The following is a 15577-nucleotide window of genomic DNA, read 5'->3' as shown; positions in this document are numbered from 1 at the left end:
CATGAGCTTGTTCCTGATCGTCCTCACCGCCTCTATCGTCATCTTCACCGGCCTCGTGCTCTGCGTGCTGGTCCAGGTCGACCGCACCCGCCGCCGCCACCGGGCCCGGATGCAGCGCGGCCTCGCCGGCCCCGGCCCCACGGCGCCCAAACCGCCGCGCCGGACAGTTCGCGACACGCCCGACATCACCGGCCTCACCCCCCGGATCGAGGCGCTGCTGGCCCAGACCGGCCTGCGGCTCACACCCACCGACATCTGCATCCAGATCGCCATCGCCGCGCTGTCGATCTACGGCCTCGCGGTGCTTTACGCCAGGCTCAACCCGCTCATCGCGCTGGTGCTCGCCGTGGTCCTGCCGGTCCTGCTGGCGCTGGTCGTGCTGCGTCATGCTCGCGCCCGCTATCAGGCCGCCTTCACCGAAGGGCTGCCCGATGCACTCGACATCTTCGCCCGCGGCCTGCGCGCCGGGCGGCCCATCGCGGACTCCCTGCGCATCGTGGTCGAGACCACAACGGGCCCCGTGCAGGCCGAATTTGCCCGCACCCATGGCGAGATCTGCCTCGGCACCTCCCTTCAGGACAGTCTCGCGGCGCTCTACCAGCGCCTGCGCACCGCCGAGATCGGCTTTTTCGCCGTGGCCACCGCCCTTCAGGCCGATTCAGGCGGCAACCTCGTCGAGACACTGGAAAACCTCGCCGGGCAATTGCGCGAACGCCGCAAGCTGCGCAAAAAGGCCCGGGCCCTGTCGTCCGAGGCCCGCGCCAGCGCCATGATCCTCGCGGCCCTGCCCTTTTGCATCGCGCTGGCACTCTTCGTGCTGAACGGCGCCTATCTCCAGCCGCTCTTTACCGATCCGCGTGGCCAGGTGATGGCGGCGGGCGCTCTGACCAGCGTGGCACTCGGGGTCTTCGTAATGACCCGGATGGGGCGCCCCGATGTCTGAGTCCACGGTGGATATCCTGTCCTGGATGGCCTTCGCAGGCCTGATGCTGGTGGCCTTCGGCCTCGGCGCTCTGGTCGACACCGAACGCCGCCGCGCCGTCCTGATGCTGCGCCTGCGCCGCGCGAACGGCGAGGCCCTTGGCCCCCGCAACGCTGCAACGGGCAAGGCCCGCCGGTCCGGTGCGCTCGCCGGAATCCACACGGCGCTGCGCCGGGTGGTCCTGCGCGCCGGCGAACGTCTGTCGGCAATCCTCGGCGGCGAGGCACGCGACACCGCCGCAGACCTGCGCTCGGCCGGCTACCAGGGCCGTGACGCCCTTTTGATCTACGCTTTCCTGAAAACGGTCCTGCCCGTCGGCGCCTTCCTGTCCGGTGGTGTCTGGGTGGTGACCGTCTATCCCATCGGCATGCCTGCGCTCATCCCCTCGGCCATTGTCTTGGCCGTGGCGCTCGGCATGTCGATGGGCATCGACATGGTGGTCGATACCCGCCGCCGCGCCCGCATGGGCCAGATCCGCCGCAGCTTTCCCGACCTGCTGGAACTCCTGGTGATCGCGTCCGAGGCCGGGCAAGGCCCGCAACAGGCGCTCCATCGCGTCTCCCGCGAACTGCAATACAGCGCCCCCGAGCTTGCCGCGGAGACCCGCCAGCTGGTGTCCGAAATCGCCATGACCAACGACCGCCGCACCGCCTATGACAAGCTGCGCGCGCGCGTGCCGCTGCCCGAAATCGCCATTTTCACCCAGGCGCTTGACCAGTCCGACACCTACGGCACGCCCTTCGCCCGCGCCATGCGCAACCTCGTGTCGGAACAGCGCGCCAACCGCCTGATCGCGATGGAGGAAAAGGCCGCGCGCCTGCCTGTCCTGATGACCATCCCGCTGATCTTCTGCATCATGCCGGCGGTCTTCGTGGTGCTGGTGGGCCCCGCCGGGCTTTCGATCTTCGACAACATCCTCGCTGGGCGCTGAGACCATGACCATGCTTTCCCTCACCACCGCCGCCCGCCGCTTTGCCCGCGACACAACCGGCGCCGTCGCGATCGAGTTCGTACTGATCGCGCCGATCCTCTTCGCGCTGATCCTCGGCATCATCACGCTGGGTTTCTACATGGGCGTCAGCCATTCCGTGCACCAGCTGGCCGCCGGGGCCGCCCGCGCTTCGGTCGCCGGACTGGACGAGATCGAGCGCCGCGACATCGCCACCGCGTATCTGGCCGAGGGCGCCACCCGCTATCCCCTGCTGACGGACGAGGCGCTCTCCACCTCGCTCGACTATTCCGGCGCGGCGATGGGCAGCATCACCGTCAACGTCACCTATGCCGCCAAGGGCACGCTGCTGGACGTGGCCGACGGCTTTCTCGGCCTCGACATCGACACCATAAAGGGGCGGGCCTATGTCGCTTACTGACCGCATTGCCCGCTTTCGCCGGGACGAGTCCGGCGTCGTGGCCATCATCGTGTCGCTGATGCTGACCGTGCTCTTCGGCTTCGTCGCGCTCGGCGTCGATGTCGCCGCGCTCTACCGCGACCGCGCCCGGCTTCAGGCTGCCAGCGACCTCGGCGCGATGAGCGCCGTGGCCGACGCCTCCGCCGCCGAGACCCGCGCGGTTGACGCCATCACGAACAATGGCCGCGCCGCTTCCACCCTCACCGGGTTGCAAACCGGGCGCTACTTCCGCAACCCCGCCATTCCCCGGACCGAGCGGTTCGTGCCGCTCGACGACGAGACTGAGATCGTGAACGCCGCCCAGGTCACGCTCAGCGACGCTTCACCGCTCTATTTCGCCCAGATCTTCAGCGGGACGCCCACCGTCGACCTCAGCCGCAGCGCCATGGCCACCCGGACCGGCGCGGCCAGCTTTTCACTGAACAGCCATCTGGCCGATCTCGATCCTGCCGCGCTCGACGCCGTGCTGACGGCGGAATACGGCGTCGGTGCCGCGATCGGGGCGGGCGACCTGACCCTGCTCGCCGACGCGCAGGTCAATCTGGGCTCCCTGATGGAAACCCTCGACGCGCTCACCGGCGGCACCTCGCGCAACCCCGCCGAGGTGCTGGACGCCGTCACCACCGTCGACACCCTGCTCGACGCGCTGGCCTCCGAACTGCCGCCCGCCCTCGCCGGCAGCCTCGCCGGGCTTGCCAGCGCCGCTACGGGCCAACAGATCGACGTGGCCGCCGTCGTGGGCGGCATCGACACCCGCCTGGGCCTGACCGCCACCGATTTCCTGACCGAGATCGACGTCACGGCCCTCGATATCGTCAAGGCCGTGGTCGCCAGCGAGGATATCGACGCCGCCTCCCTGGGGTTGGACCTGGATGTCGCCGGCATCGTCGGAGTCGACGCGCAACTGACGGCGGGCGAGCCGCCCGCGCAATCCGGCTGGGTCGCCCTGGGCGAGGAAGGCGTGCAACTGCACCGCGCCGCCGCGCGCCTTGGCCTCGATATCGACGCCTATCCCGGCCTGCTGACGGGCTTGGCCGGCGAGGTCACTGCCGCCGATCTGCATGTGCCGCTCTACGTGGAACTCGCCGGCGCCACCGCCACGCTGGACGAGATCAGCTGTAGCGCCTCGCGCCCGTCCGATCCTGCCGCGTCCTTTCTGGTGTCACATACGCCCCTGCATCCGGCAAACGGCACGTCGCTCGCCGCGCTCTACCTCGGCACCTTGCCCGCAGGCACCAGCGCCAGCGCGCCCATCGACCCTGCCACACTCGGCTTTGCCGATCTGCTGACCGTGCGCATCACCATCCCGGTAGCGCTGCTGCCCGACCTCGTGCTGGCCGACCTCGTGGTTCAGGCCCGCAGTCACGTCACCGTAGGCAGCTCGAACACCGACCGCATAACATTCACCCATGGCGACGTGGCCGCCGGTGACACCGTGCGCAGCTTCGGCTCGGAACGTCTGACGACCAGTGCCGTCAGCACGCTCCTGTCGTCCGAGAACACTGAAATCCGGATCAAGCCCGATCAACAGGGCCTCGTGACCGGAATCGCGGCCCCCGTGGTCAATACCCTGCTCGCCAATCTTCCGGCCCAGCTTCTGGCCGCGCTCACCACGCCGGTCGACGGCGTGGTGGACAGTGTGTTGGAGAGTGTCGGGCTAGAGCTCGGATCGGGTGAGCTGACCCTGACCGGGCATCACTGCGAACTCATTCGGTTGGTCCAGTAATGCCAACCGGCGTTTCAGGCCGCGTGCTGCTTGCGGCGCCCGACCAGCGGCAGGGCATCCTTGGTGCTGACCTTTGCGACGGGTTCTTCGGCCTCGCGCGCCATCGACACGACCTCGTCAGTGACGAAGGCGATCAACTGATAGCGCGATTCCAGCCCCGATTTTTGATAGATCCGGCCCAGCTGCGATTTCACCGTGGTGATCGCGCTGCCGCGCATGTCGGCTATTTCGCTGTTGGAAAATCCCTTGGCCACGAAAATCGCCACGTCCGCCTCGGCCTGCGACAGGCCCCAGTCCGGCGCATGGCGCAGGATGACCGTTTCCTTGGCGACGGGTTCGCTCATCCCCGGGGCCAGCTTTTCACGGCGCTTTTGCACCACGTGCCGGGTCAGCTGCGTGCAGGCGACATAGGCCACCACCGCGGTCAGCGCAAAGAACAGCGCGAAAAGACCCGACAGCACCACCAGGCTCGGCGCGCCCGAGACGCCCCCAAAGGCGAAATGAACGACCAGCAAGGTCTTGAGGGCCGCAATGACGGTGACAAGGACAGATCCGAATACCCAGATACGTGACATTGATCGCTACTCCTGTTCGCGCTGAATTCCGGCGTCAATATCGCCCCGAATTAAGGCAAATTTGAGGTAACTGTTTCTGGAATATCGACAATTTTACGGATTTTTCCCGCGCCAGACGTGCGCCCCACCGCCACCGCAACCTCTGAGCGTCATGACCGGAGGGCCAGGCTCACCCCGCGTAGATCACGCTCCAGCGTTCGATCAGCCCCTGCTGAAGCTGCTTGGCGCGCCGGTTCCAGCTGGCTGCGCCCGGCGGGCTCACGTCCGACCGGCTGTCGATCGGTTCGCGCAGCTTGGCGTTATGCGTGAAGACCGCAAAGGCCAGCTCGGTGCCGTCCGGCGCCGTGGCATAGCCCGCCAGCGTGCTGACGAAATACAGCGTCCCGGTCTTCGAGGCGACCTTCACGGGATGGTCCCGCATGATGCCGCCGTTGCCGTCGCGCATCAAAAACGGCTTCAGGATCGGCTTCAGCCGCCCCTCGCCATGCACCCGCGCCAGCGCCCGCGCCATGGCCAACGGCGTGACCCGCGACATCTCGCCCAGACCCGAATGATCGACCAGCCTGGCCCCCGTCATGCCCAGCGTCTCCTGCGCCCAGGCACTCATCTCGGCACCCGAATCCGCCAGACCCACAGGCCGGCCCAGCCGCGCGGCACTGGCCGTCAGCCCGACCAGCTCGGCGGTCAGATTGTTGGAATACTTCAACATATCCTGCAAGATCGGTACCAAAGGCTCGCTCATGTGACTGACCAAGACCTTGCCCTCGGGCGTGCCCTCGAACATCTCGCCCGCGCTCAGCGTCACGCCCTGTGCCTGTGCCAGCGCGGTGAACACCTCGGCGGCATAATCCCCCGGCCGCCGCACCGGCAGCCACCGCGACCCGCCATTGCCCAGCGCCCCCGATGCCACGGTCCACGCGTCGTGATCGCCCGCGTCCTCGTAGGTGTAAACCGGCCCCTTGCGCTTGGCGACGCGCATCCGCGCCACGCGCACCGACGGACGATAGCGATCCGACCGCGCGTCCATCGCCACGGTGTAATCCCCGCCCGACCGCTTCCACTCGAAATGCACCCGGTTGAAATTCAGGTTCAGCCCCGACAGCGACGGGTTATAGCCCACATGCTGGGGCTGCTCGTCGTCGATGAACCGGGTAAAGGGCAAGGCCCCGTCCCAGGCCCGCAGCTTGCCGGTCACCCGGCTCACCCCGGCCTGCTTCAGCCGCGCGGCCATGTCGGCCAGCCCATTGGTGTCCAGCACCGGGTCACCGCCGCCCGCCAGCACCAGGTCGCCGTCCAGCACACCGTCCTTGACCGGCCCGGTCGCGACAAGCCGCGTCTCGAACCGGTATCCCGCGCCCAGCGTCTCCATCGCGTAGAGCGCGGTGATCGCCTTCATCACGCTCGCGGGCGGCATGCCCTCGCCGGCCTCAACGCCTTCCAGCACCTTGCCGGTTTTCACGTCGATGACCGCACATCCCACGTCGCCGCCCAGCTTGGCCCGTTCGATCAGCGCGTCGACGCTAGGAACCGAGCGAATGCGCGCCGCCTCGGCCCCGCCCTCGGGGCGCAGCTGCGGGCGCAGCGACACCTTGGGCGCATTCGCCATCGCGCCGCCCGCCAGGCTGGCCAGCGCCGTCGTCAACAGGAACCGTCGGGAAATCTTCGTACGCATGGGCCCAATTAAACCAAGCGCGGCATGTCACACAATCGGCAATTCGCTCCTGCCGGCACCATGTCGCGGTCTTGCGATCAACTTTCCGAAATATCGGCCCAGTCGCCCCTTGCCCGCAGCGCCGTCGACGACAGCGCGCTCATCGGGACATTGACGAAACACCACGCCGGCGGGGCGGCCAGGCGCAGCGCCCGCGACTGCCGCGCCGGGATGCGCACCCTGCGATAGATCCGCGCCGGCTTCGACATCCGCGCCGAAATGCGCTGCCCAGGCCGGGCCAGCACGCCGATCGGCACCGTTTCCATGATCTGCCGCCAGTCCTGCCAGTGCTCGAACTGCGCCAGGTTGTCTGCGCCCATCAGCCAAACGAAATGCACATGCGGTCGCATCCTTTGCAGCATCGCCAGCGTCTCGGCGGTATAGCGCGTGCCGACCTGCGCCTCGAAATCGCTGACATGGATGCGCGGATGATCCACCAGCGCCCGGCACGCCGCCATCCGCCGCGCCAGCGGCTGCGGCCCCCGCGCCTTCAGCGGGTTGCCAGGGCTCACCAGCCACCACACCCGGTCAAGGCCGAAGCGCCGCAGCGCCTCGCGGCTGATATGCACATGGCCCGCATGGGGCGGGTCGAACGACCCCCCCAAAAGCCCGATCACCATACCGGGCCGCGTCATCGGCAAGCGCACACGCATGTCTTCTTCCTTTGCGTCGCCCCTGAAATCGCCGGGATGCTACTGGATGTCCAGCCTTTTCACCACGCGTCCCCGCGCCGGGATTCGGCGCAATTTTAGGGATTTAGCCTTTGACGGCGCACGGAATGTTAAGCGCCGCGTGGCAAGACGGCACTTGGTGAGTACCGCAAGAGTATGGGCGTGGCAGAGCAGAGCAACATACCGCACCCGCATCCCACCGATGCGGCGCAGGGTCCGTCAGCGGACGGGTCCGCGCCGTCGCGCCCGGTGGCCGACCTGTCTTGCTGCCCGCAATTCCTGAACCGGACCCAGGACGCCATCATCATCCAGGATATCGAAGGTCACGTCGAATGGATGAACCCCGCCGCCGAGGCGATGTTCGCCACTTCTCTCGACCGCGTGCGCGGGATCAAGGTCATGGCCCATGTTCTGCCCGACGGCGCGCGCGTCGACCCCGCCAAGGTGGCGGCCTTCCGCTATGACATCCAAAGCGCCATCTTCGACCGCGACCACCTTGCCCGGCACAAGCGCGCGAATGGCGAGACGTTCTGGAACCTGCACAGCTTCACGCTGCTGGCCACGCCCACGGGCCACAAGATCGCGGTCACCTGCCGCGACGTGACCGGCACGGTCGAGACTGAACAGCACCTGCGCCGCGCCAAGGCCCGCCTGCAACATGCCGCACATCACGATGACCTGACAGGGCTGGCCAACCGCAAGCGACTGTCGCAATATCTCGCCTCCGACATCGTGGCCCGCGCCCTGGCTGAACGGCGCGTCGGCGTACTGCATCTGGACCTCGACAAGTTCAAGGAAATCAACGACACGCTGGGCCACGCCGCCGGCGACGCCGCACTCCTTCACGTGGCCGACCTCCTGCGCCGCTTCTGCGGCCCCCAGGATCTGGCCTGCCGCATCGGCGGCGACGAGTTCCTGCTGGTCTGCCTCGGCATGGCGACAGAGGACGCGCTGCTGACCCGGGCGGAACTCCTGCTCGGGGCCACCGACGACCCGTTGATGTGGAACAACCAGGCAATCCGCGTGGGCCTCTCGATCGGCGCCTGCCTGGCGCAGGACAGCACCGAAAACGGCGAAACCCTCATCCACCACGCCGACCAGGCCCTCTACGAGGCCAAGACCCGGGGCCGCAGCCGCGTCCAGCTCTACACACCCGCCTTGGGGCAGGTTCAGATCGCGCAGAACCGGATGGCCCGCGAATTGCGCCTCGCCACCACCGAGAAACAACTGACCGTGCACCTGCAACCCCAGCTTGACCTCACGCGCGGGCGCATCACCGGGTGTGAGACGCTTCTGCGCTGGAACCATCCCCGCCTCGGCCAACTGCCCCCCGGCGCGTTTTTCGAAACCGCCCGCCGCGCCGGCGTATTGGCCGATCTCGACTACCAGTCGATGCACCTGTCGCTCGACGCGCTCAAACGCCTGCACGAGGCCGGGTTCGAGGATCTGACCCTCTCCCTCAACGTCTCCGCCGAGGCGCTCACGGACGTGAACTACGCCGGTCTTCTGGACTGGGCGCTGCAATCGCGCGGCCTCAAGCCCGCGCAGATCTGCGTCGAGATCACCGAGACCACGATCCTGCAGGGCGGCGGGCGCACCATCGCCACCGCCGTCGAACGCCTGAAACGCCTGGGCGCCCGCGTGGCGCTCGACGATTTCGGCACCGGCTATGCGGGCCTTGCCCATATCTCGGAAATCGAGGTGGACGAGATCAAGCTCGACTGCTCTCTGACCGCCAACATCGCCACCGACCCGCGCAACCGCGCCATCGTGCGATCCATCATCGAGCTGTGCCGCAAGCTGGGCACCCATGTCACCGCCGAAGGGGTCGAAACCGCCGAGCAGCTGCGCCTTCTGCGCGTCGCCCGCTGCCCCGCGATCCAAGGCTTCGTGCTGGCCCATCCCCAGCCCTGCGACGACATGATCGCCTGGCTTTCCGCCAACCTGCCCCTGCCCGCGGACTTCGGCAAGGACCCGGACACCTCCCGCGTCACCCGCCTGCACCCGCGCGCCTGACGCGTTATCCCGTTTGAATTCGCCGCCCGGCGCGGTTACATGGGCCTCAACGTATCCCCTTTACGAAAAGAGCACGGACCATGGCAGCCTATCAATACGTCTACCACATGCAGGGCGTCTCCAAGACCTACCCCGGCGGCAAGAAATGCTTCGAGAACATCCATCTCAGCTTCCTGCCCGGCGTGAAGATCGGCGTCGTCGGCGTGAACGGCGCCGGTAAATCCACCCTGATGAAGATCATGGCCGGCCTCGACACCGATTTCACCGGCGAGGCGTGGTCCGCCGAAGGCGCCAAGGTTGGCTACCTGCCGCAGGAGCCCGAACTGGACCCCAACCTCACCGTGCGCGAAAACGTAATGCTCGGCGTCGCCGCCCACAAGGCCAAGCTGGAACGCTTCAACGAACTGGCCATGAACTACTCGGACGAGACCGCCGACGAGATGGCCGCCCTTCAGGATGAGATCGACTCCAACAACCTCTGGGATCTCGACAGCCAGGTCGATGTCTCGATGGAGGCGCTCCGCTGCCCCCCCGACGACGCCGACGTGACCACCCTCTCGGGCGGTGAAAAACGCCGCGTCGCGCTCTGCAAACTGCTGCTCGAAGCGCCCGACATGCTGCTGCTGGACGAGCCCACCAACCACCTGGATGCGGAAACCATCGCGTGGCTGCAACAGCACCTCATCGACTACAAGGGCACGATCCTGATCGTCACCCACGACCGCTATTTCCTCGACGACATCACCGGCTGGATTCTCGAGCTGGACCGCGGCCGCGGCATCCCCTACGAGGGCAACTATTCCGCGTGGCTGGAGCAAAAGGCCAAGCGGCTGGAGCAGGAAAAGCGCGAGGACAAGTCCAAACAGAAGACCCTCGAACGCGAGTTGGAATGGATGCGCCAAGGCCAGAAGGCCCGCCAATCCAAGCAGAAGGCCCGGATCGAACGCTACAACGAGCTGGCCAACCAGTCCGAGCGTGAAAAGGTCTCCCGCGCCCAGATCGTCATCCCCAACGGCCCCCGCCTTGGCGGCAAGGTGATCGAGGTCGAGGGCCTGCAAAAGGCCATGGGCGACAAGCTTCTGATCGAGGACCTAACCTTCTCGCTACCCCCCGGCGGCATCGTCGGCGTGATCGGCCCCAACGGCGCCGGTAAATCCACGCTGTTCAAGATGTTCACCGGGCAGGAGCAGCCGGACAAGGGCGAGCTGTCCTACGGCGACACGGTCGAACTCAGCTATGTCGACCAGTCCCGCGACGACCTCAAGGACAACGACACCGTGTGGGAGGCCATCACCGGCGGCGCCGAAATCATCCAGCTGGGCGACGCACAGGTGAACTCCCGCGCCTATTGCTCCTCCTTCAACTTCAAGGGCGGCGACCAGCAGAAAAAGGTCTCGCTGCTGTCAGGCGGCGAACGTAACCGCGTCCACATGGCCCGCCTCCTGAAAGAAGGCGGCAACGTCCTCCTGCTCGACGAACCCACCAACGACCTCGACGTCGAAACCCTCCGCGCGCTTGAAGACGCGCTGGTCGATTTCGCCGGCTGCGCCGTGGTCATCTCCCACGACCGCTTTTTCCTCGACCGCATCTGCACGCATATCCTGGCGTTCGAAGGCGAGGCCCACGTGGAATGGTTCGAAGGCAACTTTGAGGATTACGAGGAAGATAAGAAGAGACGTTTGGGTCCAGACGCGTTAGAACCGAAAAGGATCAAGCATAAGAAGTTTGCACGGTAACGCGATGACAACAGATACAACTATCGACGATCAAGTACCTTCAGAAGATGAAGAGGACTTGTCTTTGGCAGAAGGCGTTGACGACGAATCCGAGCAAGAGTCCACGTCTAAAGGCTCATACACAATTAGAAGCTACGGCGCTGATTACACAGTAGACTCATTAGTTAAGCGAATGGATACTGGCGCTTTCATTGTGCCTGATTTCCAGAGGAGGTTTGTGTGGTCCAAAACTCATGCATCACGTTTCATAGAGTCGCTTCTTATGGGGCTGCCCGTACCCGGAATTTTCTTATACAAGCGACCGGAGGATGGAAAAAATCTCGTTATTGACGGGCAGCAACGCCTCAAGACTTTGCAAGCGTTCTACAAAGGCGTTTTTAGAGAAACAGCATTCCGGCTAATCGGCGTAAGAGAGCCTTGGAATGGGCTAACCTATGATGATCTAGACCCAGACGATCAGTTGCGTTTGGACGACTCAATCGTGCATGCGGTCGTTTTCAGTCAAGAAAGTCCAAAAGATTCCATCGACAGCATCCATTTTGTGTTCGAAAGGATTAACTCTGGCGGCATTAGACTCTCTGCGCAGGAAATTAGAAACTGCATTGCAGAAGGTGCCTTCACGGAACTCACGCACAAACTGAATGAAGACAAGCATTGGCGTAAGATCTTCGGCAAACCAAGCGCTCGCTCGAAAGATCAAGAGCTTGTCACGAGAGTTCTAGCCTTACTCGAAAAAGGCGACCAGTATGAACGTCCGATGGCTACATTCCTTACAAAGTTCACAAAAGAAATGAATGATGCCAGCCAACAGAAACTGGCTTCACTAAGCAGCACTTTTAAAGAGACCACTGAACTGTGCTGGCAAGCCTTGGATGGCAGCGCATTCAGGCCCGTGCGATCCCTAAACGCGGCTGTGCTAGATGCCGTAATGTCGGAAATAGCTCGTAGATTACGCAAAAGAGGGCCTAAGCCAACTGCTAAGGAAATCAAAAAAGCTTACGATTCTCTATTAAAGTCGGATGAGTTTCGAGAAGGATGGGTTCGTTCCACGGCTGATGAAGAGTCAGTAAAAACGAGGCTTAAGCACGCAAGAGAAGCTTTTTCAAAAATCTGAAATGTATGCGATTGAACAACGTTTTAGAAAACTTGAGGCACAAATTGCCTTGGCGTGTGATATTCAAGACGACGAAATTGCCGCGAATATGCGGCGATTTGGCAGCGTGCTTATTTGCGGTTTTGTTGAACGTTCCATTGAAGTCATTGTGTTAGAAAGACTTCGCAACAGAGCGCATCCAAAAGTAATAAATTTTGTCAAAAGTCATTTCAAAAAGGGTACCAACTACAATTGCGAAGCAATAGCCACTTTGCTTGAAAGATTTGAGGTAAACTGGCGAGACGAATTCAAAAAATTTATGGAAGAGAGTGAAAAAGAAGTCGAAGCCTTAGCTTCAACTTATTCGGTTAGAAACTCGGTAGCTCACGGTGGAGATAGCGGAATAACTGCGACTACCTTAAGAGAGCGTTGTGAAGATGCTAAGAAGATAGTTGACGCCGTACTTGTTGCGACAAGAATATAGGAAACGGGTCTAGAGATTGCATTGTGATCAAGCTGCAAAACCATTTTAGAGATCAGTTTATATCTCACTCCCCCATCCCAACCCTCTCCCTTAAAACCTCCTCCAACCGCACCTCCTTCGCCAGATGCATCTGCATATACGTCGCCAGCAGCCGGTTGATCCGCCCTTGGTACCCCTTCCCCATCGCGCGATAGAAGCGCGCCACGGACCGGTCCAGATACAGCGTCACCTTCTCCTTCGGCTCCTCCACCGGCACGTCCATCTCCAGCGTGTGCCACGCCTCCGGGATCTCGTCCGCGATCGTGTCGGGGATCCAGCTTTCCTGCTGCAGATAGATCAGGCTTTGCATCAGGCTGGCACGGGCGGCGCGTTCGGTCTTGGTGGGCATGTCGGGCTCCTCTGTGGCGAGCCCGCATCCTCGCCCAAGCCCCTTACCGAAATTTAACCTCACCGCACCGTCGCGTTACCACCCGGAAACCGACGTGATACCGACACGTCTTTTCGCGGCCTTCGGGATGCTCTATCTCCCCGTCCCAAGATGCCCGATTTCGACCTTGTCATCCTCGGCGCCGGCCCTGCCGGAACAGCCGCCGCCATGCAGGCCCGCACGCTGGGCCTGAGCGTGGCGCTTGTCGACAAGGCATTGTTTCCACGCCAAAAACTCTGCGGCGGGCTTGTGACGGGTCGCTGTGCGGCGCATCTGTCCGACATTTTCGGCATGCAGATCACCGCCGATCTCTTCGAGACGCGGCGAAATTTCGAATTCTATCTGAAAGATCAATCTCTTGGGGACCTCCAAGATGTCCCTCCCCTGCACCTGACCATGCGTTGGGATTTCGATCACCACCTGCTGAAACAGGCCCTTGCCGCCGGGGCCGCGGACTATACCGGCCACCGCATCGAAGCCCTTGATTTCAAAGCCAATACCGTCGCTCTGGCCAACGGCGAAACCCTCACCTACAAGCTCCTTATCGCCGCCGACGGCGTTCAAAGCCCCACCGCCAAGGCTTTGTTCGGCAAGCCTTTTTCCCAACACACCATCGGTTTCGCACTGGAAATCGAAGGCCCCGCGCAAGCCCCGACCGAGGCCACCCCCATCCGCATCGACTTCGCCGCAGCCGACTGGGGCTATGGCTGGTCCTTTCCCAAGAAACACAGCACCACCATCGGCTTGGGCGGCCTGCACGCCCGGAACCCCGAGATGAAATCGCACCTCGCCGCCTATCTGGCCAAGCTCGGCACGGGCGAGGATGCCAAGGTCAAGGGACATTTCCTGCCCTTCGGCGCGCCCAAGCCCACGCCCGGCAAGGGCACTGTCCTGCTGGCGGGCGATGCCGCCGGCCTCGTCGATCCGATCACCGGCGAGGGGATCGGCCACGCCATCCACTCCGGCGCGCTGGCCGCCCGTGCTGCGAAAACTGCGCTGGATCAAGGGGATGCCAGCCGCGCTCTGCCCCTTTACACAACGGCAACAAAGCCAATTCGCCGCGCCATCGCGCAGGCCCGGATGCTGCGGCCGCTGATCTTTGCCAGGCCCCTGCAACCATTCTTCGCCCGCACTTTCGCCGCGTCCACGACGCTCAAGCGCGATTACATGCACCTGCTCTCGGGCGACACGGAATATCCCGCCCTCTTGCGCCGCACCGCCCTGCGCCTGCCCCGTGCGGCGCTCCGTTACCTCTCTGCCGCAGCTTCGGGAAACTGAGACTTGACGGGCACAGAATCACTTGCCCTTCTGATATTCACTTGTTTTTGATTTCTAAATGCTCATGTGGCGGAATATCGCCATAGTCACCTGCCGCCGTTTCGAGGGGAAGAAAACATGTTCAATCGCCGCCAATTCGTGGCCACCGCGGCCGCGGCCGCCACTGCGCCTGCACTGCCTGCCGCCGCGCAATCGTTCCAGATCGCTCCGAAATACATGCCGCAGGATGTGAACATCTCGGCCAAGTATACCCCCGGCCAGATGCTGATCCTGCCCAAGGCGCATTTCCTGTACCTGATCACCGAGCAGGGCCGCGCCCGCCGCTACGGTGTCGGCGTAGGACGCGCCGGGCTGGAATTCACCGGCCGCGCCACCATCGACGTCAAGAAAAAGTGGCCCACCTGGCGCCCGACCAATGAAATGATCGAACGCGAGCCCAAGACCTATGCCAAGTTCAAGGGCAACGATTACGTCCAGCCGGGCGGCAAAGGCAACCCGCTGGGCGCGCGCGCGCTTTACCTGTTCCAGAACGGGCGTGACACGTATTTCCGCATCCACGGCACCACCGCACCCCGCTCGATCGGGCGCTCGGTGTCGAATGGATGCATCCGCATGATTAACGATCACGTGATCGACCTCTACGAACGCGTGCCGCTGGGCACCGTGGTCACCGTTCTGTAAGACACTGGACACTGTGCGGAATACGAGGCGCGGCGTGCCGCGCCTCTCGAAGCTCCCCGTACCGGGCTTGACCCGGGACCTCTTACTCCGGTGAAGACTGAAATCTCGCGAAGGATGAAAGCCCCGAGACCTCACTCGATCCCGCCTGCTAATTCCGCCACAGCCGGCCCAATCGCCTCTACGATCCGGGCCACGCCCTCGGCGTTCGGATGTATCCCGTCCGACTGGAAATAACTCTGCAATTCGGACGGCTCCCCTTCGCCCAACCCTTTGAAGAAGCTCTCGAAATAAAGCGCGCCGAACTCCTCGGATAACTCCGGGTACATCGCATCGAACGCCGCTTTGTAATCCGGCCCGAAATTCGTCGGCGCCTGCATCCCCACCATCAGCACCGGCAGGTCTTGCCCCTCGGCCACCTCTAGGATCGTCCTCAGGTTCGCCCGCGCCTCGCCCGGGTCCAGCCCGCGCAGCATATCGTTGCCGCCCAGCGCCACGATCATCGCGTCGACCTCGGGCGTCAGGCTCCATTCGACCCGTGACGCGCCGCCTGCCGTGGTGTCTCCCGACACGCCCGCGTTGATGACTTCCGCGGCTACGTCGTTCTCTTCCAGCCAACCTTCCAGCTGCGGCACGAACCCGTCCTCCTGCGCCAGCCCGTATCCCTGCGTCAGGCTGTCACCCAGCGCCAGGATCGTCACCGGCCCTTCACCAAATGCCGGCAAACCAAGGAAAACAAGCGCCGCGACCTTGCCCGCCAAGGCCCGGACCCCATATGTGAAACGACGAAA

At 63.7% G+C, this 15577-nt stretch carries 15 protein-coding genes; 10 read left to right on the top strand and 5 right to left on the bottom strand.

Translation table 11 applies throughout. The features are described 5' to 3' along the window. Window position 1 precedes the first annotated feature (1 nt). Genes FIU86_RS04190 through FIU86_RS04175 form a run of 4 tightly spaced genes read left to right on the top strand, consistent with a single transcriptional unit; the run spans window position 2 to window position 4117 of the window. Window positions 2–943: a type II secretion system F family protein gene (locus tag FIU86_RS04190; protein WP_152473918.1), complete on the top strand. Its 942-nt coding sequence runs from the start codon at window positions 2–4 to the stop codon at window positions 941–943. Continuing rightward, window positions 936–1913, top strand: a complete 978-nt coding sequence (locus FIU86_RS04185; protein ID WP_152473917.1) for a type II secretion system F family protein — start codon at window positions 936–938, stop codon at window positions 1911–1913. The genes FIU86_RS04190 and FIU86_RS04185 overlap by 8 nt, the downstream gene beginning before the upstream one ends. Before the next feature lie 4 nt (window positions 1914–1917). Continuing rightward, window positions 1918–2352: a TadE/TadG family type IV pilus assembly protein gene (locus tag FIU86_RS04180; protein WP_152473916.1), complete on the top strand. Its 435-nt coding sequence runs from the start codon at window positions 1918–1920 to the stop codon at window positions 2350–2352. After that, window positions 2339–4117 (top strand): TadG family pilus assembly protein, encoded by a 1779-nt coding sequence (locus tag FIU86_RS04175; protein ID WP_152473915.1) that lies wholly within the window; start codon window positions 2339–2341, stop codon window positions 4115–4117. Before FIU86_RS04180 ends, FIU86_RS04175 begins: the two co-directional genes overlap by 14 nt. A gap of 14 nt (window positions 4118–4131) precedes the next feature. Here the strand turns inward: FIU86_RS04175 and FIU86_RS04170 are convergent, their stop codons facing one another. From FIU86_RS04170 to FIU86_RS04160, 3 genes are all read right to left on the bottom strand, one after another. Continuing rightward, a complete protein-coding gene (locus FIU86_RS04170) occupies window positions 4132–4692 on the bottom strand; it encodes a helix-turn-helix transcriptional regulator (protein ID WP_152473914.1) in 561 nt (186 codons plus the stop codon). Window positions 4693–4861: 169 nt separating this feature from the next. After that, entirely contained in the window at window positions 4862–6364 is a 1503-nt protein-coding gene (gene dacB / locus FIU86_RS04165; protein ID WP_152473913.1) for a D-alanyl-D-alanine carboxypeptidase/D-alanyl-D-alanine-endopeptidase, read from the bottom strand. Window positions 6365–6441: 77 nt separating this feature from the next. Then, window positions 6442–7056 carry a nicotinate-nucleotide adenylyltransferase gene (locus FIU86_RS04160; RefSeq protein ID WP_152473912.1) on the bottom strand — a complete coding sequence of 205 codons (615 nt, stop codon included), beginning with the start codon at window positions 7054–7056 and terminating at the stop codon, window positions 6442–6444. A 180-nt stretch (window positions 7057–7236) separates the two neighbouring features. Here FIU86_RS04160 and FIU86_RS04155 point away from each other — a divergent pair, with 180 nt between their 5' ends. The 4 genes from FIU86_RS04155 to FIU86_RS04140 all read left to right on the top strand — a co-directional run bounded on the left by FIU86_RS04155 (window position 7237) and on the right by FIU86_RS04140 (window position 12403). Continuing rightward, on the top strand, window positions 7237–9090 hold the full coding sequence (locus tag FIU86_RS04155; protein ID WP_172977423.1) for a bifunctional diguanylate cyclase/phosphodiesterase: 1854 nt from the start codon (window positions 7237–7239) through the stop codon (window positions 9088–9090). An 80-nt stretch (window positions 9091–9170) separates the two neighbouring features. After that, on the top strand, window positions 9171–10826 hold the full coding sequence (ettA, locus tag FIU86_RS04150) for an energy-dependent translational throttle protein EttA (protein WP_152473910.1): 1656 nt from the start codon (window positions 9171–9173) through the stop codon (window positions 10824–10826). Window positions 10827–10830: 4 nt separating this feature from the next. Further along, complete coding sequence (locus FIU86_RS04145; protein ID WP_152473909.1) at window positions 10831–11940, top strand: DUF262 domain-containing protein; 1110 nt, start codon at window positions 10831–10833, stop codon at window positions 11938–11940. A gap of 1 nt (window position 11941) precedes the next feature. Further along, entirely contained in the window at window positions 11942–12403 is a 462-nt protein-coding gene (locus FIU86_RS04140; RefSeq protein WP_152473908.1) for a HEPN domain-containing protein, read from the top strand. Between the two features lie 64 nt (window positions 12404–12467). Here the strand turns inward: FIU86_RS04140 and FIU86_RS04135 are convergent, their stop codons facing one another. Further along, entirely contained in the window at window positions 12468–12791 is a 324-nt protein-coding gene (locus tag FIU86_RS04135; RefSeq protein ID WP_103762249.1) for a BrnA antitoxin family protein, read from the bottom strand. A gap of 150 nt (window positions 12792–12941) precedes the next feature. On the opposite strand from FIU86_RS04135, the gene FIU86_RS04130 reads away from it, so the two are divergent. Further along, a complete protein-coding gene (locus FIU86_RS04130) occupies window positions 12942–14108 on the top strand; it encodes an NAD(P)/FAD-dependent oxidoreductase (RefSeq protein ID WP_152473907.1) in 1167 nt (388 codons plus the stop codon). Window positions 14109–14225: 117 nt separating this feature from the next. Next, window positions 14226–14789 carry a L,D-transpeptidase gene (locus FIU86_RS04125; RefSeq protein WP_152473906.1) on the top strand — a complete coding sequence of 188 codons (564 nt, stop codon included), beginning with the start codon at window positions 14226–14228 and terminating at the stop codon, window positions 14787–14789. Between the two features lie 131 nt (window positions 14790–14920). Here FIU86_RS04125 and FIU86_RS04120 read toward each other — a convergent pair whose 3' ends face one another. Continuing rightward, window positions 14921–15547 (bottom strand): arylesterase, encoded by a 627-nt coding sequence (locus FIU86_RS04120; protein WP_254703935.1) that lies wholly within the window; start codon window positions 15545–15547, stop codon window positions 14921–14923. Between the last annotated feature and the right edge of the window lie 30 nt (window positions 15548–15577).

This window comes from Roseovarius sp. THAF9, assembly GCF_009363715.1.
Lineage (GTDB): Bacteria > Pseudomonadota > Alphaproteobacteria > Rhodobacterales > Rhodobacteraceae > Roseovarius.
The sequence above is the reverse complement of the archived record's forward strand: the minus strand, read 5'-3'. Positions and strand labels throughout refer to the sequence as shown.

Bases quoted from the DNA above. Each gene is read 5' to 3' on its own strand.
- FIU86_RS04125 (WP_152473906.1), top strand. From the start codon at position 14,226: ATGTTCAATCGCCGCCAATTCGTGGCCACCGCGGCCGCGGCCGCCACT.
- FIU86_RS04145 (WP_152473909.1), top strand. From the start codon at position 10,831: ATGACAACAGATACAACTATCGACGATCAAGTACCTTCAGAAGATGAA.
- FIU86_RS04180 (WP_152473916.1), top strand. From the start codon at position 1,918: ATGACCATGCTTTCCCTCACCACCGCCGCCCGCCGCTTTGCCCGCGAC.
- FIU86_RS04140 (WP_152473908.1), top strand. From the start codon at position 11,942: ATGTATGCGATTGAACAACGTTTTAGAAAACTTGAGGCACAAATTGCC.
- FIU86_RS04130 (WP_152473907.1), top strand. From the start codon at position 12,942: ATGCCCGATTTCGACCTTGTCATCCTCGGCGCCGGCCCTGCCGGAACA.
- FIU86_RS04190 (WP_152473918.1), top strand. From the start codon at position 2: ATGAGCTTGTTCCTGATCGTCCTCACCGCCTCTATCGTCATCTTCACC.
- FIU86_RS04135 (WP_103762249.1), bottom strand. From the start codon at position 12,791: ATGCCCACCAAGACCGAACGCGCCGCCCGTGCCAGCCTGATGCAAAGC.
- ettA (WP_152473910.1), top strand. From the start codon at position 9,171: ATGGCAGCCTATCAATACGTCTACCACATGCAGGGCGTCTCCAAGACC.
- FIU86_RS04185 (WP_152473917.1), top strand. From the start codon at position 936: ATGTCTGAGTCCACGGTGGATATCCTGTCCTGGATGGCCTTCGCAGGC.
- FIU86_RS04160 (WP_152473912.1), bottom strand. From the start codon at position 7,056: ATGCGTGTGCGCTTGCCGATGACGCGGCCCGGTATGGTGATCGGGCTT.
- FIU86_RS04170 (WP_152473914.1), bottom strand. From the start codon at position 4,692: ATGTCACGTATCTGGGTATTCGGATCTGTCCTTGTCACCGTCATTGCG.
- dacB (WP_152473913.1), bottom strand. From the start codon at position 6,364: ATGCGTACGAAGATTTCCCGACGGTTCCTGTTGACGACGGCGCTGGCC.
- FIU86_RS04175 (WP_152473915.1), top strand. From the start codon at position 2,339: ATGTCGCTTACTGACCGCATTGCCCGCTTTCGCCGGGACGAGTCCGGC.